The organism is Armatimonadota bacterium (genome assembly GCA_013359125.1).
Classification (GTDB): domain Bacteria; phylum Armatimonadota; class Fimbriimonadia; order Fimbriimonadales; family GBS-DC; genus JABWCR01.
The window spans coordinates 112,900-136,567 of sequence record JABWCR010000001.1; the positions used below are offsets into that span (position 1 = coordinate 112,900).

At 59.0% G+C, this 23,668-nt stretch carries 23 protein-coding genes; 12 read left to right on the top strand and 11 right to left on the bottom strand.

The features are described 5' to 3' along the window. The first annotated feature begins 9 nt into the window (after positions 1-9). Positions 10-768: a patatin-like phospholipase family protein gene (locus HUU60_00565; GenBank protein ID NUL81200.1), complete on the top strand. Its 759-nt coding sequence runs from the start codon at positions 10-12 to the stop codon at positions 766-768. Here the strand turns inward: HUU60_00565 and HUU60_00570 are convergent. From HUU60_00570 to tig, 6 genes are all read right to left on the bottom strand, one after another. Beyond that, positions 751-1,317: a hypothetical protein gene (locus HUU60_00570; protein NUL81201.1), complete on the bottom strand. Its 567-nt coding sequence runs from the start codon at positions 1,315-1,317 to the stop codon at positions 751-753. The two genes, HUU60_00565 and HUU60_00570, sit on opposite strands and share 18 nt — an antisense overlap. 78 nt (positions 1,318-1,395) lie before the next feature. Continuing rightward, positions 1,396-2,079, bottom strand: coding sequence for an orotidine 5'-phosphate decarboxylase (locus tag HUU60_00575; protein NUL81202.1), 684 nt, complete (start codon positions 2,077-2,079; stop codon positions 1,396-1,398). Continuing rightward, complete coding sequence (locus HUU60_00580; GenBank protein NUL81203.1) at positions 2,076-3,797, bottom strand: DUF4838 domain-containing protein; 1,722 nt, start codon at positions 3,795-3,797, stop codon at positions 2,076-2,078. The genes HUU60_00575 and HUU60_00580 overlap by 4 nt, the downstream gene beginning before the upstream one ends. Before the next feature lie 103 nt (positions 3,798-3,900). Beyond that, positions 3,901-5,139: an ATP-dependent Clp protease ATP-binding subunit ClpX gene (gene clpX, locus HUU60_00585; protein NUL81204.1), complete on the bottom strand. Its 1,239-nt coding sequence runs from the start codon at positions 5,137-5,139 to the stop codon at positions 3,901-3,903. Positions 5,140-5,278: 139 nt separating this feature from the next. Continuing rightward, positions 5,279-5,884, bottom strand: coding sequence for an ATP-dependent Clp endopeptidase proteolytic subunit ClpP (gene clpP, locus HUU60_00590; GenBank protein ID NUL81205.1), 606 nt, complete (start codon positions 5,882-5,884; stop codon positions 5,279-5,281). Then, a complete protein-coding gene (gene tig / locus HUU60_00595; protein ID NUL81206.1) occupies positions 5,874-7,178 on the bottom strand; it encodes a trigger factor in 1,305 nt (434 codons plus the stop codon). The genes clpP and tig overlap by 11 nt, the downstream gene beginning before the upstream one ends. 468 nt (positions 7,179-7,646) lie before the next feature. Here tig and HUU60_00600 point away from each other — a divergent pair, with 468 nt between their 5' ends. The 5 genes from HUU60_00600 (at position 7,647) to HUU60_00620 (ending at position 11,782) form a co-directional block, all read left to right on the top strand. Continuing rightward, positions 7,647-8,555: a decaprenyl-phosphate phosphoribosyltransferase gene (locus HUU60_00600; protein ID NUL81207.1), complete on the top strand. Its 909-nt coding sequence runs from the start codon at positions 7,647-7,649 to the stop codon at positions 8,553-8,555. Positions 8,556-8,607: 52 nt separating this feature from the next. After that, on the top strand, positions 8,608-9,132 hold the full coding sequence (locus HUU60_00605) for a GtrA family protein (protein NUL81208.1): 525 nt from the start codon (positions 8,608-8,610) through the stop codon (positions 9,130-9,132). A gap of 3 nt (positions 9,133-9,135) precedes the next feature. Next, on the top strand, positions 9,136-10,191 hold the full coding sequence (locus HUU60_00610) for an exosortase/archaeosortase family protein (protein NUL81209.1): 1,056 nt from the start codon (positions 9,136-9,138) through the stop codon (positions 10,189-10,191). Further along, on the top strand, positions 10,179-10,982 hold the full coding sequence (gene epsI / locus HUU60_00615; protein NUL81210.1) for an EpsI family protein: 804 nt from the start codon (positions 10,179-10,181) through the stop codon (positions 10,980-10,982). The genes HUU60_00610 and epsI overlap by 13 nt, the downstream gene beginning before the upstream one ends. Before the next feature lie 128 nt (positions 10,983-11,110). After that, positions 11,111-11,782: a hypothetical protein gene (locus tag HUU60_00620; protein NUL81211.1), complete on the top strand. Its 672-nt coding sequence runs from the start codon at positions 11,111-11,113 to the stop codon at positions 11,780-11,782. Between the two features lie 5 nt (positions 11,783-11,787). Here the strand turns inward: HUU60_00620 and HUU60_00625 are convergent, their stop codons facing one another. After that, the gene (locus HUU60_00625; GenBank protein NUL81212.1) at positions 11,788-12,060 is read right to left on the bottom strand and encodes a DUF370 domain-containing protein; all 273 of its coding nucleotides are present in this window, start codon (positions 12,058-12,060) and stop codon (positions 11,788-11,790) included. Positions 12,061-12,141: 81 nt separating this feature from the next. After that, positions 12,142-12,699 (bottom strand): DUF899 family protein, encoded by a 558-nt coding sequence (locus tag HUU60_00630; protein NUL81213.1) that lies wholly within the window; start codon positions 12,697-12,699, stop codon positions 12,142-12,144. Positions 12,700-13,199: 500 nt separating this feature from the next. Here HUU60_00630 and HUU60_00635 point away from each other — a divergent pair, with 500 nt between their 5' ends. Continuing rightward, positions 13,200-14,231: a hypothetical protein gene (locus HUU60_00635; protein NUL81214.1), complete on the top strand. Its 1,032-nt coding sequence runs from the start codon at positions 13,200-13,202 to the stop codon at positions 14,229-14,231. Between the two features lie 57 nt (positions 14,232-14,288). On the opposite strand, the gene HUU60_00640 is transcribed toward HUU60_00635, so the two are convergent. Next, positions 14,289-15,863: a hypothetical protein gene (locus HUU60_00640; protein NUL81215.1), complete on the bottom strand. Its 1,575-nt coding sequence runs from the start codon at positions 15,861-15,863 to the stop codon at positions 14,289-14,291. 61 nt (positions 15,864-15,924) lie between these two features. Beyond that, positions 15,925-17,556, bottom strand: a complete 1,632-nt coding sequence (locus HUU60_00645; protein NUL81216.1) for a hypothetical protein — start codon at positions 17,554-17,556, stop codon at positions 15,925-15,927. A gap of 239 nt (positions 17,557-17,795) precedes the next feature. Here HUU60_00645 and HUU60_00650 point away from each other — a divergent pair, with 239 nt between their 5' ends. The 5 genes from HUU60_00650 to HUU60_00670 are packed head-to-tail and all read left to right on the top strand — an operon-like array spanning position 17,796 to position 22,879. Then, positions 17,796-18,173: a RidA family protein gene (locus tag HUU60_00650; protein NUL81217.1), complete on the top strand. Its 378-nt coding sequence runs from the start codon at positions 17,796-17,798 to the stop codon at positions 18,171-18,173. Further along, entirely contained in the window at positions 18,170-19,576 is a 1,407-nt protein-coding gene (locus tag HUU60_00655) for an aldehyde dehydrogenase family protein (GenBank protein ID NUL81218.1), read from the top strand. Before HUU60_00650 ends, HUU60_00655 begins: the two co-directional genes overlap by 4 nt. Before the next feature lie 10 nt (positions 19,577-19,586). Next, positions 19,587-20,468, top strand: coding sequence for a N(4)-(beta-N-acetylglucosaminyl)-L-asparaginase (locus HUU60_00660; GenBank protein ID NUL81219.1), 882 nt, complete (start codon positions 19,587-19,589; stop codon positions 20,466-20,468). A 41-nt stretch (positions 20,469-20,509) separates the two neighbouring features. After that, on the top strand, positions 20,510-21,595 hold the full coding sequence (hppD, locus tag HUU60_00665) for a 4-hydroxyphenylpyruvate dioxygenase (GenBank protein NUL81220.1): 1,086 nt from the start codon (positions 20,510-20,512) through the stop codon (positions 21,593-21,595). Further along, positions 21,596-22,879 (top strand): MFS transporter, encoded by a 1,284-nt coding sequence (locus HUU60_00670; protein NUL81221.1) that lies wholly within the window; start codon positions 21,596-21,598, stop codon positions 22,877-22,879. Here the strand turns inward: HUU60_00670 and HUU60_00675 are convergent. Beyond that, positions 22,876-23,436 (bottom strand): cation transporter, encoded by a 561-nt coding sequence (locus HUU60_00675; GenBank protein NUL81222.1) that lies wholly within the window; start codon positions 23,434-23,436, stop codon positions 22,876-22,878. The two genes, HUU60_00670 and HUU60_00675, sit on opposite strands and share 4 nt — an antisense overlap. Positions 23,437-23,668 lie beyond the last annotated feature (232 nt).

Here is a 23,668-nt window from a genome sequence, read left to right on the forward strand (position 1 = left end):
ATGCCTCTTATGGAGTTGGCATGTCGGACCGAGAAGTTGGGGCTGCTATTGCCGGGCGGCAGTTGTCGGGGCGCGTTTCAAATCGGGGTGCTGCAGGCATTCAAGGAGCGGGGGATCGCGGCAGAGGTGGTTGCGGGAGTTTCATCGGGATCGTGGAACGCGGTCGCCTGGGCTCTGGACGAGGTGCACCGGTTGGAGGAGCTTTGGCTGGACGCTTTGTCGGCTTCTTTCTACAGCAAGTCGTTAAGGCAATGGGCGACGAATCTCTCGCCGTTTAACTACAAGTGGATTCACAAAACGCGCTCGAAGTTTCATCTTGATTGGGACTTAGTCAAAAATGCGGCGGTCGAGGTAGTGATCGGGGTGGCGACGTTTCCGCTGATGCGGCTCAAGTTGTTCAGCAATCGAGAGCATCCCAATGTGGACTTCTTCAGCGTCGTGCTGGCGTCCAACACCCTGATGCCGTTTCACACGCTGCCCGTGCGGGTGGGGACTGGGTTCTACGTTGATGGCGGGTTTGCGGACAATGCGCCGGTTCATGCTTTGTACGAGAAGGGATGCGACCGGGTGATCGCGGTCGTGTCGAGGCCGACCGACCGTCTGCACCACAAACCGATGAGGCCGTGGGGTTTTTCTTATCCGAACGACCGGCTCGCTCTGGTTTGTCCAGAGGAGCCCTTGCCGCTCAACTTCAACGATTTCGACCCTGGGCGATTGAGAGAAGCGATCCGTATCGGCTATGAGACCGGCCTAAAGGCTGCGATCTGAACCGGGCGCGACCTTGAGGCTTTGTATGACTCGGTCGGCCGTCCTGGCCACTACCGGATCGTCTGACGGCCCTGCACAGACGACCTGCCACATCTCATTGTCTTTTACGAGAATGATGTGGCGATAGATGGTCTTGTTCTGTTTGGCTGTGAGGCTTGTTCCATAGGCATAGAACCCGTGCGCCCCGTTGCGAGAGGCTTCTTCTCGCTTAACGTCCAGGCGTTCGGAACCCATGCTCCTCTTGACTCGGTCTATCGCGCCATCCATGGCTTTGGAAGCGTTCAATCGGCTGCCCGCCCGATACTTGGCGTAGGAGCAGAAGACCACAAGGCCGTCCATCGTACTGGAGAAGCTGACCGACTTGTCCAGCGCTTCTTGGGTCGATTCCTTAAGGTTCAGCTTCGCGTCTTTTGGCGGCGAGGGCAGGTTGACAGACATTTTTGCGTCGTCAACGACATATTGCTTCAACGGGATGGCGTTTTGGATCGCAGAGTGCAGATCGCAAGAGAACGAGATTGCGACCAAGAGCGAAATTGTGAGCCAGCGCATGACAGCCTCTCCTTTTGCCGTACTTGCTTTTATGGTCGGAGGCTTTTGAAATCGTAATAACTGATGGAATTGCAGGAATTAGGCGGGGGACAATCCCTTGGCGCGCTGCACGAATGTGCGAATCGCGCTTTCCAGCGCGTCGGCGCTTGTGCTGGGGGTAAATGCCTGGTCGTCGATGACCAGCGGCGCGCCAATGACGACCAAGGGCGCGCCAAGGCTAGGCAGCAGCGCGGCTTGGTCCAGCGTTAAACCGCCCACCGCCTGGACTGGGATCGAGACGGCGCCGACCACGGATGCCAGTTCGTCCAGAGGCGATTTGCCGACTTTGGCGTGTCGCTCGTCATATCCGATGTGATGGATGATGTAATCGGCGCCCAGCGCCTCCATTCTCTTGGCGGCAGCCGGCAGGTCCGGCTCTAGCATGATGTCGGCCATCACTTGCGTGCCATAGTCCCTCGCCGCGCGCACCGCGCCTCGCACGGTTTCATCGTGGGCCCGGGACATCACAACGGTCAGATCGGCGCCCGCCTTCGCCATCATTTCCGTTTCCAGGTAGCCGGCATCCATCGTTTTCAAATCGGCGACCACCTTGCGATCCGGAAAGGTCGCCTTGAGTTCTCTGACGCATCTTAATCCCTCCGCCAATATCAAAGGCGTTCCGGCCTCCAGCCAGTCAACCCCTGCCATGACGGCGATTTCTGCGGTTTTGATCGCTTCGTATAGGTCGGTCAGGTCGAGCGAGATTTGAACGATTACGCTCATTGTCCGATCGATTTGAGGAAGGCGTCGATCGGTTGGCCTTCGCGCGCTTGACCGATGCCGAATCGCTTGACCTTCTCGGCGACGATCTTGGCGTATTTCTCTTTGTCGTCCGAGAGCCTTAGTTGCGCGTAGTCGATCGACAGGCGGAGCTTCTGAACTCTACTCAGCACGGCGGGCTTATCCTTGACGGCTTCTTCGGCTTGATCGAATAGCCTTTCGGCCTTGGCCAGCGAATCTTCGTTCAGATAGCCTAGCGTCTTGGGGTCGTCGAAAATTTTGAAGTGAATGTTATTCTGCTTCACGGTTTCGTGCATCGATTTGTAGTAAGCGAGAATGGGGGGCGCGGCATCTTCGTACACGGCGTTGACGAACTCCTCGACCAATGGCCAAACATCCAGTTTGGCGTTCCACAGAATCTTGGCTTGAAACCAGGCTTTCAACTCGGACGATTCGCCGCCTCCGCCCGGTCCGTAGGCGCCCTGATAGAAGAGTCCCTTCACCCCGTTCGCTTTGTAAGCGCGGTTGGAGCCTTGGAGCTCGTCGAAGTCGGGGAACGGGATGAAGTAGTGGGCGAAGTTGGTGTTATAGTGCCAGATGTAGAGGTTGTCGGTAATTTTGGCCCATGCTTGAAGATTGGCAAACGGCTCTTTGTTGACGGGGCACTGGTCGATTGGGTGGCCGAAGCAGTTGCCGATGGGCGCCATGCGCACACGGACGTTCGGGTGCGGCCGAGCGAGTTTGGGCGTCTTCTCCGTCCATTGATAGGCCAACGTTTCGATGAGCTTGTCGGGGTGGTCTTGCGCTATGGCCGCGGCCACCTCGTTCACAAATCGCAAGACGAGCCCGCTCGGGGCGCCTTCTTCTTCGTAGACTAGGCGGCACTGTTCGCACTGGCATTGGCCGTACCAGTCGTTTTGAGAGACGCTGAAGATGCGCGCTTCGGGCTTTTCGGCGATCCATTGTCGCACCTTGTCGACCGTCAGCTTCATCACGTCGGTGTTGGTGAGACAAAGTTGGGCGCCTTCGTGCTTTCGCTTGCCGTCGATTTCGGAATAGTATTCGGGATGCTCCTCGAAGTATTGCGCCGGCGGAAGGATCTCGTAGAAGCTATGGACAAAGGGCTGGAATCCGATCTTGCCGCCCTCGCGCTCGCCCAATCGCATAAAGTTGCCGTTGCATCGGTTGCGCGCCGCCCAGTCGGTGTCCCAGGCTTCGGTCCAAAACGGCTCGCGGTATTCGAACGAGGGAATGACGGTTTCGTTGAGCTCGCCGATCTCGATGCGGTCGCGCTTGGGGATTTTGCCGACTTCGGACGTGTACCAGCGGCAGCCTAGGTGGTCTTCCAACAGGCCGTAAACGCCGTAGAGCACGCCTCGCGGACGGCCGCCATAGACGATGAGCGACTGGCCATGAGTGAAGAGCGCGTAGCCTTCCATGCCTAGAGCGGCCTCGGGCCGGAGGGGAGATTGGGCGATGACCGGGTTGGTTTGCGCGTTGCCCAGTAGGATGGCTTTGCTCGGTGTTTGGCCGGGCGGCGCGATGGGGAGTTCGGCTCCGGAGATTTCTTTGACGTAACGCTGCAGTTCTTCGGCGGCTCGCCGTTCTGCGGGCGTTGGGTCTGTAGGCAGGACGATCGAGTAGTCGCTCTTGCCGTTATCGGCCAGCACGAGGCGTTGCTGGTCGGCCAAGGTTGACAGCGTCAAAATCGATAGGAGCATTGCCGCGATCACAGTTTTTGCGATTCGGCGGACGGGGTTAGATTCCTGTCAATCGTACGCCGCAAGGGCCAGGCGGGAGCCTGGCGTTCCAAGCGGTTCTCTCTTAAGACGCTTCGTCCAGGTCTTGGTCGGTCTGCATGGTCGGCGCGGAGCGGCCTTTGACCACGTCCTCGTCGATCAACACCCGCTTGATCTCTGGATTGCTCGGCGCCTCGTACATCACGTTCATCATCGTCTCTTCCAAGATCGCTCGCAATGCCCGAGCGCCGGTGCCTCGCTTCAGCGCCTCTTGAGCGACCGCGCGCAGGGCCTCGTCGGTTACGACCAGCTCCACATTGTCCAGTTCGAAGAACTTCTGATACTGCTTGACCAGCGCGTTCTTCGGCTCGACCAGAATGCGAGAGAGCGCCTCTTCGTCGAGGGCGCTGAGGGTCGCCAACACGGGCAGACGGCCGATAAACTCGGGGATCAGGCCGAATTTGAGCAGATCCTCGGGCATGAGGCCGGTCAGCGCGCCCTGTTCGCCCTTCTTCTGCCGGTCGCTCTGTTTGGCGCGAAAGCCCATTGCCTGATCGGTCTGCCGCCGCTCGATGATGCGGTCCAAGCCTTCGAACGCTCCGCCGCAGATAAACAGGATGTTGCCGGTGTCGATCTGGATGAATTCTTGATGGGGATGCTTTCGCCCGCCTTGCGGGGGCACATTAGCCAGTGTGCCTTCCAGAATCTTCAGCAAGGCTTGCTGCACGCCCTCGCCCGACACGTCTCGGGTGATGGACGGGTTTTCCGACTTGCGCGAGATTTTGTCGATCTCGTCGATGTAGATGATGCCTCGTTCGGCAGTTTTCACGTCCATATCGGCCGCTTGCATCAGCTTCAGCAAGATATTCTCCACATCCTCGCCCACATATCCAGCTTCGGTCAGCGCGGTCGCGTCGGCGATGGCGAACGGCACGTTCAGAATCTTCGCCAAAGTTTGCGCCAAGAGCGTCTTGCCGCTGCCGGTCGGGCCGATCAGCATGATGTTGCTCTTTTGAAGCTCGACCTCGGCGCCTTTGCCGGCGCGAAGCCGCTTAAAGTGGTTATAGACGGCGACGGAAAGCACCCGCTTGGCATACTCCTGGCCGACGACATACTGACTAAGAATGCGATAAATCTCTTTCGGCTTCGGCACGGTCTCGACAAAGTTCGATCCGCCGTTGCCGTTCTTGGGGTCGGCGCGCAAGTAGTCGTTGCAAAAGTCGACGCAATCGACGCAGACGCCCCCGTAGAGGCCTACGATCAGCTTCTTGACTTGGTCGCGGGGTTTCCCGCACAATACGCATCGGTCGCCGTTCTTTTCCATCTTGGCCACTGGATGTTCCTCCTTTGTGGTCGCCGGGTATGTTTCGGCATCGGCGCGTTGCGAAGGGCAAGGAGCGCGGCTCCGACGCTGACGGCTTGCAAAGGTCCTATTTTATATTACGGGCGTTTGGGCGAAAAGATCACCGTTCGCCCGGAATCAGCACCTTGTCGATTATTCCATACTCCAGCGACTCGTTCGAGGACATGAAGTAGTCGCGCGCCGTATCCTGTTCGATCTTGCTCAAGGTGGCGCCGGTATGGTGGACGAGGATTCCGTTGAGCACGTCCTTGTAGCGCAAAACTTCCTTGGCCTGAATCTCGATATCGAGCGCGGTGCCTTGGAATCCGGCGTGCACTTGGTGGATCATGATTCGAGCGTTGGGCAGGGCGTAGCGCTTGCCTTTTGCGCCGCCCGTTAGCAGGATCGCGCCCATGCTGGCGGCCTGGCCGACGCAAATAGTCGCCACGTCCGGGGCGATCATCTGCATGGTGTCATAAATCGCCAGCCCGGCCGAGACGACGCCGCCCGGCGAGTTGATGTACATGTCGATGTCTTTGTCCTTGTCCTCTTTCTCTAAAAAGAGCAGCATGGCGATGACCAGATTGGCGATATGGTCGTCGATCGGTTCGCCAATGAAGATGATACGGTCCTTAAGAAGGCGGGAATAGATGTCGTAAGAGCGCTCGCCCCTCGACGTTTGCTCGACCACGATCGGAACGAGCGTGTTGCGTTCGTTAAGCCCCATCGCTTTGCGTACCTCCCTCAGTTTCGGCGATCTCGGCAGAATCGAGCAGGAATCGAGCGACCTTGCGCATCAAGATGTCGGACCGCACTCGCTTTCTGACCTCTGGTTCTCGCTTCAACTTCTTGATTTCGGCGTCTGCCAGCCCTTCGCGCTGTGCCAATATTTGAATTTCGGCATCTAATTCGGCCTCCGTTACCCCGATTTTCTCCTGACGGGCGATTTCGACCATCACGAAGGTGTTCTCCAATCGCCTTTGGGCATCGGTGCGGATTTCGGCTTCTAGTTGCGCCTGCTCCAGTCCGTTGGCGGCCAGATAGTCGGCGATCGTAAAACCGCGCTCTTGGAGGTCGCGCTCGAAGTTCTCCAACTGGGCTTTGGCTTCGTCGGCGATCAGCGTGCTGGGCAAGCTGACGGAAGCGTTGTTCCGCGCTTGCTGAATCAGTTCGTTTTCAACTCTTCGGGCTTCCATCCGCTCCTTCTCTCCCACGATGGCGGCGGCGACCTTGTCCTTAAGGGCCTCGACGCTTTCGGCGTTCAGCTTCTTGGCCATTTCTTCGTCGATCTCGGGCACGACGGGGGCGTAAAGTTCCTGGATTTCGATCTCGACCTCGGCCATCTTGCCGGCCAGCCCTTCGTGCTGAAACTCCTCGGGAAAATTGAGGGTGGCGGTCTTGGGCTCATTGGGCTTCAATCCAGAGATCGCCTGATCCATCTCGCCAAACGTGCTGCCGACGACGATCATGAAGCGCGCGGGTTTGGCATCTTCGCCTTCCTTGGGCGTTATCTGCACAACGGCCTGGTCGCCCGCCTGTGCGCCCCGATCGGAGACCGGATCGTGGGTGGTGAACTGGCGTTGAATGTCCTGAAGGCCGTGCTCAACCTCTTCGGCGCTGGCCGCTACCAGATTGCGCTGGGCTTTGAGCCCTTTGTACTCGCCCAATTCGACCCGCGGAGGCAAGGGTATGGTGGCGGTGAACTTGAAAGGCTCGTTCGCCTCGATCTTCTCGCCCACATCGAATCGGGGCATCTCGTACTCATCGATCCCGTGCTCTTTGATGGCTTGAGTGGTGGCGTCGATGATCAGCATTTGGGCGGCTTCTTGCTTCACCTCGGAGTCGCTGACGAACGGCTTGACCAAGTGGTCGGGCGCGGCGCCGGGCCGAAAACCGGGAATGCGGATGCGCTTGGCGACCTTTCGGAAGGAACGCTTGAAGGCTTCCGAGACGGTTTCCGGCTCGACTTCGATGTCGAATTTTATGGTGCAGGGATCGAGTTCTTCTTTGGTAACTTGCATCGATGCCTCTTGGGTTGGGATGTTTGCCGCGCTCTTGTCGGGCGGGCAGGGATTATACCTTCTGGTCGTTTGCCGGGCATCGATTCGTACTCAAAATTGTGCTACATTTCGAAAAAATCCCGTTCGGCAAACGAGCCGGTCAAAGTCCCAGGACAAAAAAACGCCCTTAGGGCTTTTGGGCTAGGAACTCGGGGCGGAGCTTTGGCGGCCTCTTTCAACATCTCGGCGACCGCCTCCACATTGATACAGCCGGATGCGGAGGTATAGGAAAAACGGCGGGTGTGGCGGCTTTGCCGTCGCGCGCCTCGCGGGGACGCTCGGCCTCCCGGAGTTCGGCGGCATTGCGACGCTCGCCGTCATAGTACCGCCGGCGTCCCCGCCGGCCCCTTCGAGCGCCAAGGATGCCAATAGCCCAAAGCCCCCCCAACAATCCCAGGAAGATTAACAGCATTCGTGGTATAACCCTCTATGATGAACTCGCTGACCGAGCGCGAGCGAGGAAACGTCTTCTTGGCCGCCCTCCAGGCGCTTCGCCCCCATCAATGGATCAAGAACGGCCTGCTCTTTGCAGGCGTGCTCTTTGCCGGCAAGTTCCGCGATCCCGAGGCGCTGCTGCAGGCGTCGCTCGCTTTTCTCGCCTTTTGCGCGGTCTCGGGCGGCGTCTATGTGTTCAACGACATCCTCGATTGGAAGCGCGACCGCGAGCATCCCGTCAAGCGCAATCGCCCAATCGCCTCGGGCCGTTTGCCTCTGCCCGGCGCCTGGGTCTTGCTATTGGTCGCATGGATCGGCGGCTTTCTTGGCCTGACCGCGCTCGATCCGTCGCTCCGACTTCTGGGCATTGGGGCGGCCTATGCGACCCTCACCGTCTCCTATTCGCTGGGGCTTAAGAACATTGCCGCTTTGGACGTTATCTTGATCGCGTTAGGGTTTGTGCTAAGGGCGGCGGCGGGCGCGGTCGCGGTCGATACGGCCATTTCGCCCTGGTTGATCGTCTGCACCTTCCTGCTCGCTCTCTTCTTGGGTTTTGGCAAGCGGCGGCACGAGCTGCTTCTGTTAGGCGAGGACGGCGCCAAGCATCGTCAATCGCTGGACGAGTACAACAAAGAGATGTTGGACCATCTGCTGACCATCACGGTGGCGGCAACTATCCAGTCGTATGCCATCTACACCATCCTATCGGATACGGCCAAGCATCACGACGGCCTCTGGTATACTTTGCCGTTCGTGGTGTATGGGCTTTTCCGCTATTTGCAGCTCATCCACCGGCAGGACGAAGGGGGCAGTCCCGAGCGGATCATCTTGGGGGATCGCAGGCTCGTTGTCTGTATCCTGCTGTGGACTCTGTCGGTCGTTGTGGTGATGTTCCGACAATAGAAATCGAATGGAAACGGAGCGATTGGCGGATCGAGCCCCCGGGCGAAGGCCGATGAATCTGTTGCGCAACCGGGCCGAGAGTCTCCCTCTTTCTGCGCGGCAGTTTGTCAAGTTCTGCATCGTCGGCGGTATGAACACGGCGCTGGACTGGACGCTGACCTACCTGCTCTTTTATCATTCCGGCTTCCCCCAGCTGGTCGTTCAACAGGTCGCGCATCTGCTGGGCAGCGTCAACCCGTCCGATGCGGCCCTCTTTGTCAGCAAGTGCATCGCCACCTCTGTCGCTGTCTGTAATTCGTTCTTCTGGAACCGTCGTTGGACTTTTCGCGTAACGGGAAGGGACGGCAGGCGCCGACAATTTATTAGGTTCGCCGCTGTCAACCTCACGGGTCTGGCGCTCAACTCGATTATCGCGACCACCGTCGTAGCCGTGCTGCGAGGCGCCTTAGGCTTTGAAGGGGATCCGCCGAAACTGGTCTTTATGTATGGGCTGGCCACGGCGACCGGCATCGTGCTGTTTTGGAACTTTTTGGCGAACCGCTACTGGACTTTTCGTGTTAAAGATAACGGAGGATAGCCCTTGGTCGCTCCCTTTATAGACGAAGTTAAAAGACTGCCCAAGCCGCAAATATGGATGGTCGGCGCCATCGCGCTCGCCATCGGCATGCTCATCTACTCGTACTACGTCATCATCGATCTCTACTACATCCCACGATGGGGGCATGAGGACGGTTACTACTCTCACGCCTATCTGGTGCCAATCTTGGCTGTCGCCATTCTGTGGATGCGTAGAGACCGGCTGAAAGAACTCGGCGCCGATATGACGATTTACAGCCTTTTTGCGGGCATCGTTGCGTTTGTGATCGCCTTTGCGCTGATCCACGCAAGGGAATACCAGTCTCTCGGCTCGCCCAACTACAAGCCGGAATTCTACGAGACCTATGGCGTGCCTTTGTTGCTGGCGGTCTGTACGGCGATGCTGACGCTGCTCTACGTGGAGAAGCCCAAACCGAACTACTGGGGTCTGGGCATACTGGCGCTGGCTGTGGCGGCCCGAGCGGTCGGGCATTGGGGCAACTCCTTCTGGACGCCCAGCATGGCTTTGCCTCTCTTCATCATTGGAGCCATGATGCTGCTTTATGGGTGGCAGATCACCAAGGTGCTGATGTTTCCGATCCTGTTCCTCTACTTCATGGTTCCGTTGCCGTCTTGGATTTTTGACGAGGTAACGCATCCGATCCAAGTCTGGTCGACAGACGCCTCGGTTACCATTCTCAAGTTCTTCTATTCGGTAACTCGCACGGGCGAGATCAAATTTCTAATGCCCAGCATGTACGAACTGGGCGTCGGGGTGGAGTGCAGCGGCTTTAAGATGACTATCTCGCTGCTCACCTTCATCTTCTTCTTTATGGTCTTTGTCGATCTGCCCGCATGGAAGAAGGCGATCATGGTAGCAGTCGTTTTGCCCATCGCGGTGCTGACCAATGCGCTTCGTATTTGTAGCGTGGCGGTCGCCGGGCATCACTTTGGCGCCGATGTCGGCAATACCGTGCACGACTGGAGCGGCTATCCGTTGCTGTTCGTCGCGTTCATGTTCATTTTTGCTTTGGCAAGGTGGTTAGGATGGAAAAGATAGAACGACCGGACGAGATCGAGGCCGAAGCCCCTGTAAACGGCGCTTTGGGCGAAGCAAAGGCCGAATGGGAGCAGGAGGGCGGCGCTCCTGAGGCTGAACCTATCGCAGAGCCAGTAACCTTGACAGGATCGACCGCGATGCAGAATCGCATGAAGCTGCCTATGGCGGTTCTCTTGGTTTTTGCCATCGGTATGGCGGTGGCAGTCAACGTGATCAAGCAGCCCGAGGGCGCCAAGGGCGAGCCGACCTTGCACAAACTCTCGCTCAACTTGGGCGACTGGGGCGGTCAGAAGTACGAGATGGACAAGGCTTCTTTGGACGAGTTGAAGCCGGACGAGTACGCGGCGATTCAGTATCGCGACAACGACGGCAACTCGGGCGATCTGACCATCATCGCCGGGTCGCACACGGGCGCCTTTCACAATCCCGAGGTCTGCTTTAGGGCGCAGCAGTGGGAGTTTACGGAGAACGCCGCCTCGTCTCTGGCCGTGCCGGGCATGGATCGCGAGATACCGATCAAGCGGGTCGGTCTCAATCACAGGATTACTGGACAGAAGGCGGTCGGCCTTTACTTCTACAAGACGCCTTATGGTCTTTTTGCCGATACGACGCCGGCCAGAATCTGGCTTTTCTTTGCGAGGGTATTAGGGGTTCAGCAAAAGTCCTACTTTGTCCGAGTGTTGGTGCTCTCCTCAGGCGGAAACAAGGAGAAGGACTTTGAAACGCTGGAGCAGTTTGCGATCGAGGTATTGGAATCAACCCGAGAAACCAATCCAGAACTGCTGAACTAAGCCGAGGCGCGTCGATCCAGCCGATTCCAGGCAAGGCGCTGGGCCTTTTCGGCCCTTCTGGGTCTGGCAAGACGGCCCTGCTTGCCCAAATGTACGCCAAGCACAAAGATGCCGGGGCGAGTCCGTCGTTGCTCTCACGGCAACCCAGAGCGTCCACCGTTCGCGCCTATCTTAAGCCCAAGGCCGATCCGCCTGCCAGGGCAATCTATTTGCTCGAACTGTTCGGGCTCTACAGCAAGGCCGACCGATCGATCGGCGAACTGAGCGAGGGCGAACTAGCTGCCCTGAAAGCCGCGTTTGCCTTGGCGCCCCGCTCCAAGCTCTATCTGCTCGATTGCTCGTTTGAACCGCTGGATTTTGAGCGTCGAAAGCGGCTCTGGTCGGAGATCGACGACTTGGCGCGCAAGGGCGCCGCGATCGTGGTTTCGTCTCGCGATCCATCGATAGCGGGACGCTGCGACGAGGTCGCGATCATTGCCGGCGGACGCTCCATCGCACAAAACGATCCGCGTCGGCTGTGCGAAGATGTCTCACCGACCGAGATCTTGATAGAAGCAGAGGATCCCGACGGCCTTGGCGACCTGCTGCCCAATTCCGAGATCGAGCTCGTCTGGGACGAGTCGGGCTATCGCGCGCGCGTTCGCCAGGGCGATGCGGAGGCCATGAGTCTGCTCAGGGACGGTTACGGAAACGTCCGAACCGTTGTCGTTCGCCAGCCGAACCTCGCCGAGGCGTGGCAAACCCTTGCGATTAAGGCAGGGGTCTATGGCGAGGAGCGGCGTCCTCGCCCGAAAAAGTAAGCGGGCTACTCGCCAGCGTCTAGATCGCCGCGAGTGAGGCGCCGAGCAAGCGTCTCCTGCGATATGGCCGAAAGGATGACGTGGCCGCTGTCTGCAAAGATCACGCACTTTGTTCGCCGCCCTTGCGTGGCGTCGATCAAGTTGCTGCCTTCCTTGCGAAACTGACGAATCAGCCGGCGCATAGGAGCCGATTCGCTACTGATCATAGCTACGATTTTTGATGTCTGAACGTAATTATAGAACCCGACGTTCAGGACGGGCGGCGGTTGACTTTGCATAGATCCAATCCCTCCTGTACGCCCTGATTATGGCAGATATCGGCCAGATTTGGCAACTTTTCTTGAGCAATGAGAGCGCCGTTATCTCGCGTATTCGAATCTGGGCTGCCACTCGCCTGCGCCATCCTTCAGCAGGTCGAACATGTGCCAGACGGAACAGTAAAAGTCTCCCGGGCCAAAGTAGTCTCTCGCGATGCGCCTTATCTGGCCTTCCTCCAGCCTGAAGGTCGAGAAGCCCGGCCAGTAATCGCCGTTTACTTCGAAGCCCATGTCCTTAGTGAAGCTTGATCCGGCGGCAGAGACCATCTTGAATCGCCATCCTCGGCTAAGGGCAAACTCCTTCTGTGCGTGCGGTTCGTCGGGCGAGACGACGACAAATCCGGCGCGGTTTTGAAAGTGGTCGGTGAGACCGTTTAACCCATCGGCCCAGAGCGTGCAGTAGGGGCAGTTGCGGCCCATATTGTGGACCACGATCAGGTCTTGCTTGTCTCCAAAGAGTTGGGAGAGTTTGACGCTGTTGCCGTCTTGGTCTTTCAAGTCGTAATCGAACGCCTCTTCAGGCCCTTGGCTTTTGAGGAGATCGACCATTTGCTTGCGGAGTTCGCGGATCTGCTCTTCGATTCTTTGGTACTCTTCCATGCTCTAAGTTTAGCGCATGGGGCGGGTTTTGAACTCAAAATTGTGCTACATTTGCAAAAAATCCCGTTCGGGCGGCGCGGCGCGTTTGCGGATTGGTTTCCACCATTGGTCGTCGGCAATCCGGCTGGGATCGTCGTATTAGTTTCCTTCGCGCCCGGCGCTTTAAGCCTCCATACCGAAGGGCGGGTGCGGAAGGTTAAGGGCGCTTCGGCTCGCGGGGACGCTCGCCCTCCCGGGCGGCACCGTTGTCTTCTGCCAGGCGGGAGCCTGGCGTTCCACGGGGTCAGGGCATGCTGCGCCGTTGGAAGGCCGCCCTCCCGGGCGGCACCGTTGTCTTCTGCCAGGCGGGAGCCTGGCGTTCCGGGGCGTCTCGCGCAAAGGGCGGGAAGATCGCCAAGAAGCGTTGCGTTCCGTTCGGCGCAGAATTCGTATTCTGAATTCGGGAATCTGTGTTATACTATCTGTCAGAAGCATACCGACCCAAAGGAGGGAAGCGCATCATGAAGCAGATTTTGATTCTCGCAGCGGCCGCTATGGTGGTTGCTGCCGGCGCGCAGCCGTCCAACGACGGCGTAGCCATCACGTCCAAGTATCCCGGCGCCCTGATTGCGGCGCAGTCCAACTACACCGGTTTTGGCGATAACTTTTCCGAACTCAACACGCTCTGGGGCTTCCGCACTCTCAGCACGCTCTACCTGGGCGTTGCGGGCAATTTGGAGGGCAACTTCAACAATCTCCATATCTATATCGACTCGATCCCCGGCGGCGGAAACCCGTTCTTTCTGAACCAGGGCTGTCTGAACTGTAGCGTGGTGGGCATGAGCGGCGTGGTGTGGGACAGCGGCTTTACGCCCGACTACGTGCTCTCGATCAGCCACGGCGGCGGCGTCTACTATGTGGACCTGATCGACATTACGACCGATACCTCTTGCTATCAGGGCGAAGGGTATACCGATAGTTTCAGCGGTCTGTTGTTCGGCGGCTCCGACTGCGCGACCAGCGGTCTGTTGGTGGCCTTTAACAACACCAACAGTATGGGTATTACCAGCGATTCGAACAATTTGGGCGATCCGTTCACGTGCAGCACAGGTTTCGACATCCAGATCCCCATCAGCGCGATTGCGGCGACCGGTCCGATCAAGGCGGCCGCGCTCATTACGGGCGGCGCCAATTTGGGCGATCTGTGCGGCAGCAACAGTCTGCCCCTTGGCACCTATGTGTCGAACCAGATGCTGCCAGCCATGAACTCGGGCAATCCGGGCTCGCATTACAACAATCTGGCGTGGTCGCACTGTCCCGACGCTTTGGGCGGCGCGAACGGCATCGAGTTCACTCAGGCTACGGGCGATCAGTGCGCCGACGTGGTTTGGCTGGGCGATGTGAACGGCGACTGGTGCGTGGACGATGCGGATCTGGCGATTGTTTTGGAGAACTTTGGCACGGACGATGAACAAGCAGACGTGAACGGCGACGGGATTGTGGACGATACCGATCTGGCGATCGTTCTCTCTTCGTTCGGCGTCGGTTGCTAATCGCGACTCGTAAACGCCGGGCGGATCGATCTCCATCCGCCCGGCCTAAGTTCACTATTAATCTCCGCAGGTTTCGCCGTACATCCACAGCACGAGGGCGAGATCGGCATCGTCCACAAAGCCGTCCTTGACCGCGTCGCCGTTGCTGCCCGGCGGCACGATCGCTCCGAAGTTCTCTAAGACGGTCTCTAAGTCCGTTCCGTCTACCCTGCCGTCGTTGTTCGCGTCGCCCCATCGCTGGCAGAGTTTGATGGTGATGGCGTCTGCGCCTGAAGTCCAATCCCAGACGGTCGTGCCGACGATGTAGACCCCGCCCCAGTCGTCTAAGAACAGATCTTCCAACGTGTCGACGTTGTCGGCCGGAGCATGCCAGCGATACTGCCATGTCAGCTGGTCCCCGGCGTTGAACTTGGCGACATAAACATCCTGGTTAAGCGACGAGCTGCGCTGGCTCCCGCCGTAGCCCACGTAGAGCGAGCCAAAGGCATCGACGCGCCCTCTTTGCGCGTTGCCCTCAAAATCGGGCATCGGGCGGTAGAAGAGAGGCTCGAGGGGCGCGCCGTCCAGCCGATAGCGCAACACATAGCAATCGTATAGATCGATGTCTGTCCAATGATCGGCGCCGCTAAAAGAGTAGACGATGCCGTTTGCGATCGTCAGCCCGATCGCCGAACCAAAGAATTGGGACTGGGGATAGAGTTCGTAGACGCGAACCCAGGCTAGTTCGCCATTTGGACGAATGCGCCCGGTCGCGGCCGCGAAGGAGACCTGGCCCCGGTCGTTGGCCCATGTGATGGTGCCGCCGGTGAAGATGAGGTCGCCGTCGATTGCGACGATTCCTAGCGCGTGATAATGTCGGCTGTACTCCGTCTGGGACGCCAATCGATTGAAGCCGACCAATGCGCCGTCTTCCGCGCGATAGGCCGCTACCCACATGTCGGACCAATAGCGCGTCCAATCGTTGGGGCGCGGCGCGTCGACGGCCACTGTACCCGTGGCATAGATCAGGTCGTTCTGCGGACTATAGGCGACGCGGCTGGCTCTGCTTCTCGTCCGATCGTGCGGCGGAGGCGGGCGGCGCATCCATTGCAGTTGGCCGTCTGAGTTCAACTTGTAGACCACGTAGTGGATGGCGGCGTCCCACGCCTCGGACATTCCGGCAACATAGGCGTTGCCGCTGTCATCGACCGCCAAGTCGTACGACTCGTCCAAATTGAAGCCGGGCGTCTCGAAACGATGCCTCCAGAGAAGGCGGCCGTCCCGATCCATCTTCACCGTGTCGATCGCTTGTCGCTCTGGCTGAGGATGAGCGGCGCCCGTAACAAAGACATTGCCCGACGAGTCGACGGCGAGGGCGCTTGGGCCGCCCAACGCTTCCCCCGAATTGCGAGCGATCGATCGAAGCCAGACCCGCCGACCGTCTGGCGCGTATTTGATAATGGTCCACCGCAGGCGATTCTCAGAGTCCGGGTCGCCGCCCATGACGATCAGATGGCCCGACGGGTCCCATTTCGATTCTTTGACCGTATTATTCCGCACGCCCTGGTACACGTCCATCCACTGGACCCAGGGTTGGGCGACAGCCAAGGTTGCGGTACAGATAAAGGCGCTCAGAACGAATTTCGCTCTCATGTTCATTGTAATAACTCCCGCACTTGCGGGTCGGGCTTTTAAGCCCGACCCGTGTCTGCCATTAAGGACATTGGTGCCCAAACGCTGCCAAAACGATCGCTAAGTCGGTATCGTCGACCGTTCCATCGTTGTTCAAGTCGGTCTCGGGGCATCCGCCTTGCTGGCCGAAGCAGCCCAAGACATAGGCCAGATCCGCGTCGTCCACAATGCCGTCGTGGTTGATGTCGGCCCGTGGCCAGCACCAACGCATCGCCAGAAAGTGGTTTTGCGAGCCAATCTGCAATCTTCCCGCCGTCCAGACGTAGGAAGGGTCGGAAGAGTCGTAGACCATGGCAAATGGCCTTTCAGCATCGCCAGGCGCGTCTCGTTCGAAGTTCCTTTCGAATCGGACGTCGAGGCAGGGACTGAACTTAGCCAGTTTGAAGTCCGAGTCAGAGCCGCTCGGCCTTTTGGCGGGCGCGACCACAAAGACATTGCCGTGCACGTCCAAGATCGCTCGCGCGACCGTCTCATTGACCACGTTTATCGAAAGCAGGTCCACATCTGCGTTGTCGGCAATGGGCGAGACGGTGCGGTCGTCGCACGCCGAATAGGTCGCGGTATACTTTGCCGCCACCATTCGCTGGGTCTCTCCGGTGGAGCCGACCATGCCGATGCCGGCGGCATAAACGACCGAATGTTGGGCGTCAAGCAGGATAGCCGTCGGATAGGCCGCGGTGGTCTCACTTGGGTGGAAAATCGACTTCCAGCACCGATTGCCCTCGGGGTCGTACTTGATCACCCCAAAGTCGCCGGGAAGCGATTGTGTTTCGCTCGCGGCGCCGGCCACATAGGCGTTGCCCGCTTGATCCATGACGATGGCGTTCGCCACGTCGTCGGACGAGGTCACATGGCTCCAAACAGCCTGGTAGGCTACGGCACCGTCGAGTTTGTCTATTCTAACGGTCAAGAAGTCCTTGTGATTCGGGGAACCGCCGCCTGATTGAAGGACATAGCCTGCGGCGCCGACGTGATCGGCGCCATCCAGGGCGATCGCGTGGAGCTGGTCTTCGCCATTGGCGCTGCCGGAGAAGAAGCGAATGCCTTCGAGATGGTTTCCACCAGGCTCCCACTGGTCAGAGGGCTCTCCGTCAGAGTTATTCAATCTGGCAACAGCGGCGTCGAGATTCCCGTCCTTGACGAGCTTTCCAGCAACGAACACTCGCCTGTCTGGGTCTAGAATGATGGCTCTCGCCTGTTCCTGTCCGTTGCCGTTGTGAATCAGGGTTGTCCACGCCGCGGTGTAGCTTTCTTGCGTGGCGTGCTTGGCATACTTTCTGACGGCAAAGTCCCAATCGCCGGAACCCGTCTGCACCGTTCCGCAGACGTAGACGTTCTGGGAACTGTCGACCGCGACTCCAAAGCCCTCGTCGTCGCCGTCGAACGAGCCGTTCCACTGGTCGGACCAGAGCAAGACGCCGCTTCGGTCGTACTTGACGACATGGATGTCCAGCCCGTTTGGGCCGGAAACGACTCCCGCAAGATAGGCGTTTCCGAGCGGGTCTTTTGCCATTGACCGCACGAAAGCTGTGGATGCGCCCGACGTATTCCGCTTGTCGATCTTCTCCAGACTGAAATTCAAAGGCAGGCAGTTCTCTTGGCCCGGCGCGGTGGGCGGTTGGGAAAGGAAGGCGATCAATAACAGCAAGGTCAAGGTCAGTCTCCCGTTACGGTAGAGAGAGAGAGGGGGAGAGAGAGCCGAATCGATGGCGCTGCATAGTCTGAACATACTATTCCTCCTAGTGCCTCTCTGAAAGTACGGCGCGATGTCCGTCTGATTAAGAATATATCACAACTTCTGACGACACGGATAGAAATGCGGGACGGCGCTGGGGATCCCGGCGTCCGTTTTGCCGTCCGGTGTATAATCTCGGCTCGGAGGGTTTATCCAACATGAAGAGCGTCGTCAGCACCGACCAAGCCCCTGCCGCCATCGGCCCCTATTCTCAAGCCATTCGGACGGGCGATCTGTTGTTCGTTTCGGGGCAGATTCCGATCGATCCGGCGACTGGCAGCATTGTCGACGGCGGCATCGAGGAGCAGACCCATCGGGTAATGCAGAACTTGAAGGCGATCTTGGGGGCGGCGGGCGCATCGCTGAATCAGGTGGTCAAGACGACGATCTATTTGACCGATCTGGGCGATTTTGCGACGGTGAACGGGATTTATGCCGACTACTTTCAGCAGCCTTTTCCCGCTCGCGCTACGGTGCAGGTTTCGGCGCTGCCCAAGAGCGTGGGCGTAGAGATCGACGCGATCGCTGCTTTATGACGGATCTGCCCATTTATATTGCGGGAAAGAAGGTCGTCGATGGCGAGCGCTTTTCGATCCTAAACCCGTATACGGGCGAAGCGATCGCGTCCGCCATCAAAGGGGATAAGTCTCACATCGACAGGGCGGCTGAAGACGCGAAGCTGAACGCGCCCGCCTTCAAACGAGCGGATTGGTTGCGCGCGGCCTCCGCGCTCATCGGCTATCACAGCGAAGAGTTAGCGCGGATTCTGTCGTCAGAGGTCGGAAAGACCATTCGCGAAGCGCGAATAGAGGTCGATCGCGCCGCACGCATTTTTGCCCTTGCAATCGGCGAGACCGAGCGGCTATCGGGCGAACAGGCGCCCTTTGGCGCACAGCCCAACGGCCAGCATCGATTTGGTTTTTTTGTTCGTCGTCCGGTCGGCATTGTTGGAGCCATCACGCCCTTTAATGTGCCCTTGGCCTTGGCGGCGCACAAGATCGCGCCGGCATTGGGGGCGGGTAACGCGGTTATCTTGAAGCCTGCCGAGCAGGCGCCGGTCGCCGCTGTGCGGCTGATCGAGATTCTTTACGAAGCGGGCTTCCCTCCCGAATCGTTGAGCGTGATAACGGGCTTCGGGCCTGATGCGGGCTTGCCCTTGATTCAACACGAGCGGGTCGGCTTCATTTCATTCACAGGAAGCCGCGAGGTCGGACGTCAGATACCCGGCTGGGCAGGGCCTAAGAAGGTAACGCTGGAATTAGGGGGCAACTGTCCTCTCATCGTGGCGCCCTCGGCTGATGTCAATGCGGCGGCAGAGGCTGCGTGCCGAGGCGGGTTTGCTCAAGCAGGCCAACTCTGCATCTCGGTGCAACGAGCCATCGTCCACGAATCGCACTATCAGAAGTTCGTCGTCTCGCTCTCCCATAAGGCCGAATCGCTCAAGTTGGGCGATCCGTTAGACGAATCGACCGATATGGGCCCGATGATCGACTCTGAGGCGTTAGACCGAGTTGGCGCCTGGATAGCAGATCAGGTCGGAGCCAAAATCATGACGGGCGGCGAAGCGGCGCCCCCGTTCTATCGCCCAACAGTGCTGACCGACGTGCCGCGAGACGCCAAAATGAGCTGTAGCGAACTGTTCGGACCTGCGGTGATCGTCTACCCTTACCAGACGGCGGACGAGGCGATTGAACTGGCCAACGGCACGCCTTACGGCCTTCAGGCGGGCGTCTTTACGCAGGACCTGAACGAGGCCTTTGACTTTGCCAACCGGCTTGAGTTTGGCGGGGTGATGATCAACGAAGCGCCGACATTCCGAAGCGACTTGATGCCATACGGCGGCACCAAGGAAAGCGGTTTGGGTCGAGAGGGCGTGCGATTTGCGATGCAGGAGATGACGGAGACGAAGGTGGTCGGATTTAAGAACGTTGAGCTTTAGGAGAGACTGAATGGCGGCTATTTTTGGCGCGACATGGTGGTTCGGGGAACAGGCTGTCAAGGCGTGCTGGGAGGCGTGGGCAAGAGGTTCGAACGACAAGGCGGGATTGATGGACGCTGTGGAGGCGGGCGCGGTCGTTACCGAGATGGATCCCGAGGTTCGATCGGTAGGCGCGGGCGGCTATCCTAATCGTTCGGGCGAGATCGAGTTAGACGCTGCCATTATGGAGGGGGAGACGATGCGTTGCGGGGCAGTGTGCAGCGTGCGTCGGTTTGCGCCTGTCATCACGCTGGCGCGGCGCGTGATGGAGCAGACGCCGCACTTGATGCTGTCGGCGGAGGGCGCGGAGCGCTTTGCTCTGCAACAGGGCTTTGAGCCTCGGCAGTTGCACAGCGCGGCATCGTTGCAAGCCTGGTACGAGTGGCGGGAGAGGCAGACCGAAATGAAGGAAGCGTCGTTGGAGGGGCACGACACGATCGGTGTCTTGGGCTGGAGCGAGGGTCGGTCGGTGGCGGCCTGCACCACTAGCGGGATGGCGTGGAAGATGGCCGGTCGCGTGGGCGATTCTCCCATTGTCGGCGCGGGTCTCTATGCGGACGATGAAGTGGGCTGCGCGGTGGGTACTGGCGTGGGCGAGGAGATTTGGCGGTATTTGCTCTCTTTTCGGGCGATGGAGGCGATGCGAGCGGGCTCGAGCGCGAAGGAAGCGTGCGAAGAGGCGATCCGGTTTATACAGAGCAAGGGGCTGCCCGGGCACGAGCGGCAGGTGGCCTTGATCGCGATTCGGAAGGACGGCGATTATGGCGGGGCGACCAATCACGAGAAGTTCACGGCTTGGTTTTGCAAGGACGGCCAGACCAGCGAGACGACTTTTGAGCCTGTGAAGCCTTAGGGAGTGTATAATTTGGGCAGTCTAAGCGAGAGGTGACAACGATGTCAGACTTCATGCCGCTCCGCCGTATCGATCACATTCGTTTCATCGTGGGCAACGCCAAGCAGGCCGCCTACTTTTACCATAGTTTGTTCGGTTTCGACATGGACGCCTATTCGGGTCTAGAGACGGGCAATCGAGAAGAGGCGGGCTATGTTTTGAGGCAGCAGAACGTGCGTTTTGTGATGACCTCGCCCTACATGAGCGATCATCCTCATGGGAAGTTTTTGAACAAGCACGGGGACGCTGTCAAGGATGTTGCGTTCGAGGTGGACGACGTGGAGAAGGCCTATCGGGAAGCCACCAAACGGGGCGCGGTGAGCATCGCAGAACCTCATGAGATGCGGGACGACGAGGGCGTCGTAAGGCTGGCGACCATTGGTACGTATGGCGATTGCGTGCACACTTTTATCAATCGCGACGAGTATCGCGGCGTTTTCTTGCCTGGTTTTCGGAAGGAGCATGTGCCTGGCGAACCGGTGGGCATCAGCGACGTGGATCATGTGGTGGGGAACGTCGAATTGGGCAAGATGGACGTTTGGGTGCGGTTTTACAACGAGGTTTTGGGCTTTGAAAACTTGCTTCACTTTACGGACAAGGACATCAGCACGGAGTATTCGGCTTTGATGTCGAAGGTGGTGCAGGGCGGCGGCGGCAAGATCAAGCTGCCTATCAACGAGCCGGCCGAGGGGCGGCGCAAGTCGCAGATCGAGGAGTATTTGGTTTACAACACCGGGCCTGGCGTTCAGCACATTGCGCTAGAGACGAGCGACGTGATCCATACGGTGCGCTGCCTGCGGCAGAAGGGTTTGATGTTTACCTACGTCCCTGAGGCGTATTATGAGGCGCTGCCCGACCGCGTGGGGCAGATCGACGAGGATTTGCGCACGGTTGGCGAGCTGGGGATCTTGGTGGATCGGGACGAAGAGGGCTATCTGCTCCAGATTTTTACCAAGACCGTTCAGGACAAGCCGACGCTGTTTTACGAGGTGATTCAGCGCAAGGGCTCTCGCGGTTTTGGCAAGGGCAATTTTAAGGCGCTGTTCGAGGCGATCGAGCGCGAGCAGGCGGCGCGCGGGAATCTGTAGATTAAGATCGAGCGCGGCGTAACCGCGTTCTTTCTCATCTGGTTTGGCCAGCTGATATCCGGCCTTGGGTCGGGGCTGACCTCTTTTGCCCTATCTTTCTGGGTGTTCGATCAGACCCTTCGCGCTACGGAGATGGGGCTGATCGCGATGTCGGCTTCGATTCCCAGCGTGGTGTTGGCGCCGGTGATGGGGGCGCTGGCCGACCGGATCGACCGGCGGCGGGCTTTGATCTTCGTCGATTCGCTGGCTGCTTTGGCCATTGCGGTCATGGTTTGGCTGGCGGTTACGGACCAGATGAAGATTTGGCACATTTATCCATTGGTCGCGCTGGTGGGCGCGTGCGGCAACTTCCATTGGCCGGCCATGAGCGCGCTGACGACCGAACTGCTGCCCAAATCGATGCTGAGTCGCGCGGCCGCACTGACCAGCATTAACGAAGCGACGAGCGTCATTCTGAGCCCGATCTTGGCGGCGCTGCTCTATACCCGGTCGCACATTAGCGTAATTCTGTGGATCGATGCGCTGACATTTGCGCTCGCTGCGGTTTGCGCTCTACTGGCTTGGACGCCCAAGCGGGAACCGATAGCTGGGCCTAAAGAGGGGTTTTTGCAGAACATGAGCCACGGTTTTCGGTTCATTTGGGAGCGGCCGGCGATGATGCGGGTGCTGCTGTTCTTTATGCTGACCAACTTTGCGGCGGCGGTGCTGATGGTGGTCTATCCGGCCATGGTGATGACGTATCACAGCAAGGAGGCGGTCGGGACGATCCATGCGGTCGGCGGATTGGGGATGTTGGCAGGCGGCATGGCCGTGGCGGCTCGGGGCGTTCGGGCAAACCGGGCGTGGGGCATGAGGGCGGGCGGCATCGTCGCGGGAGCGGCTCTGCTATTTGCGTTGTTGCCGCCTCATTTTGCCATTCATGCGATGGTACTGTTAGGGGTGATGCTGCCGATGCCGTACATGTATGCGTGCAGCCAGTCGCTGTGGCAGACCAAGACGCCGGTGGAACTTCAGGGGCGTGTGTTTTCGGTTCGTCGGATGGCCGGTCAGGCGTTGGCGCCATTGGCCTACTTTTTGAGCGGGGGGTTGAACGACCGCGTGTTCGAGCCTGCAATGCGCAAGGGCGGGGCGTTGGTTCCGTACTTTGGCGGATGGATGGGGGTTGGGCCTGGGTCGGGCGCTCGGTTGCTGATCGCGCTGATCGGGGTTGCGATGGCTGGGATTGCGGTGTTGATTCTAGGCCGGGCTTTGAATGTGGAGAGCGAGGTTGCGGATGCGAGTTAGGGGGACTCTTTGTGAGCCGTTATCCAGACTTCTCGCGCCGCGCCGGCATTGAGCGCGGCGATGCCCATGCCGACGAAGAGGTCGGGCCACATGGAGAGCCAGAAGGTCGTAGCGATGCCTGCCGCGATGATGGCGATGTTGGCGATGGCGTCGTTGCGAGCGGAAAGGAAGGCGACCTTGGCCAAGCTGCCGCCTTTGCGGAATCGGGCGAGCAGGATCGCGCAATAGGCGTTGACGGTCAGCGCGGCGGCGCCGGTTATTGTGAGCGTTGAGGCGTGGGGCGGGGTTTTTGTGAGCAACTTGAGCACGATAGAGATCAGCGCCCAGACGCTGGGGACGAGCAGGACGCCAGCCAGAACTTTGCCAAGTTTAGCCCGGGCTGTTAGGGACCATCCGAGGCCGACGACGACTAAGGCGTTGACGCTGGCGTCCTCTAGGAAGTCGATGCTATCGGCCAGGAGGGAGACGGAATCGATGGCGCAGGCGATGCCGAACTCGACGACGAAGAAGGCGAGGTTGAGCATAGCGACGGTCGCGGCGACTCGCTTGAGGGACATGTTTGGGGATACTATGGCATAGGGGGAGAATCGGATTGGCAGGCTCCAACGCCGTTTTTGGGCGAGCGGGAACCCCCCGCCGGTTGGCGGCGTCGGGGCCAGGCGAGAGCCTGGCGTTCCGTTCCTCAGCCTGGAGATGGGGCGTTTCGGGGTCGAGGATTTGCTGGACGAGGGCCTCGATCGCGCCGCGGTCGGCGTCCGAGGCGCGGGATTTCTTGGGCTGGTACAATCA

Coding starts and splice junctions, on each gene's coding strand:
- HUU60_00565 (NUL81200.1), top strand. CDS start 10: ATGGAGTTGGCATGTCGGACCGAGAAGTTGGGGCTGCTATTGCCGGGC.
- HUU60_00570 (NUL81201.1), bottom strand. CDS start 1,317: ATGCGCTGGCTCACAATTTCGCTCTTGGTCGCAATCTCGTTCTCTTGC.
- HUU60_00575 (NUL81202.1), bottom strand. CDS start 2,079: ATGAGCGTAATCGTTCAAATCTCGCTCGACCTGACCGACCTATACGAA.
- HUU60_00580 (NUL81203.1), bottom strand. CDS start 3,797: ATGCTCCTATCGATTTTGACGCTGTCAACCTTGGCCGACCAGCAACGC.
- clpX (NUL81204.1), bottom strand. CDS start 5,139: ATGGAAAAGAACGGCGACCGATGCGTATTGTGCGGGAAACCCCGCGAC.
- clpP (NUL81205.1), bottom strand. CDS start 5,884: ATGGGGCTTAACGAACGCAACACGCTCGTTCCGATCGTGGTCGAGCAA.
- tig (NUL81206.1), bottom strand. CDS start 7,178: ATGCAAGTTACCAAAGAAGAACTCGATCCCTGCACCATAAAATTCGAC.
- HUU60_00600 (NUL81207.1), top strand. CDS start 7,647: ATGATGAACTCGCTGACCGAGCGCGAGCGAGGAAACGTCTTCTTGGCC.
- HUU60_00605 (NUL81208.1), top strand. CDS start 8,608: ATGAATCTGTTGCGCAACCGGGCCGAGAGTCTCCCTCTTTCTGCGCGG.
- epsI (NUL81210.1), top strand. CDS start 10,179: ATGGAAAAGATAGAACGACCGGACGAGATCGAGGCCGAAGCCCCTGTA.
- HUU60_00625 (NUL81212.1), bottom strand. CDS start 12,060: ATGCAAAGTCAACCGCCGCCCGTCCTGAACGTCGGGTTCTATAATTAC.
- HUU60_00630 (NUL81213.1), bottom strand. CDS start 12,699: ATGGAAGAGTACCAAAGAATCGAAGAGCAGATCCGCGAACTCCGCAAG.
- HUU60_00635 (NUL81214.1), top strand. CDS start 13,200: ATGAAGCAGATTTTGATTCTCGCAGCGGCCGCTATGGTGGTTGCTGCC.
- HUU60_00640 (NUL81215.1), bottom strand. CDS start 15,863: ATGAGAGCGAAATTCGTTCTGAGCGCCTTTATCTGTACCGCAACCTTG.
- HUU60_00650 (NUL81217.1), top strand. CDS start 17,796: ATGAAGAGCGTCGTCAGCACCGACCAAGCCCCTGCCGCCATCGGCCCC.
- HUU60_00655 (NUL81218.1), top strand. CDS start 18,170: ATGACGGATCTGCCCATTTATATTGCGGGAAAGAAGGTCGTCGATGGC.
- HUU60_00660 (NUL81219.1), top strand. CDS start 19,587: ATGGCGGCTATTTTTGGCGCGACATGGTGGTTCGGGGAACAGGCTGTC.
- hppD (NUL81220.1), top strand. CDS start 20,510: ATGTCAGACTTCATGCCGCTCCGCCGTATCGATCACATTCGTTTCATC.
- HUU60_00675 (NUL81222.1), bottom strand. CDS start 23,436: ATGTCCCTCAAGCGAGTCGCCGCGACCGTCGCTATGCTCAACCTCGCC.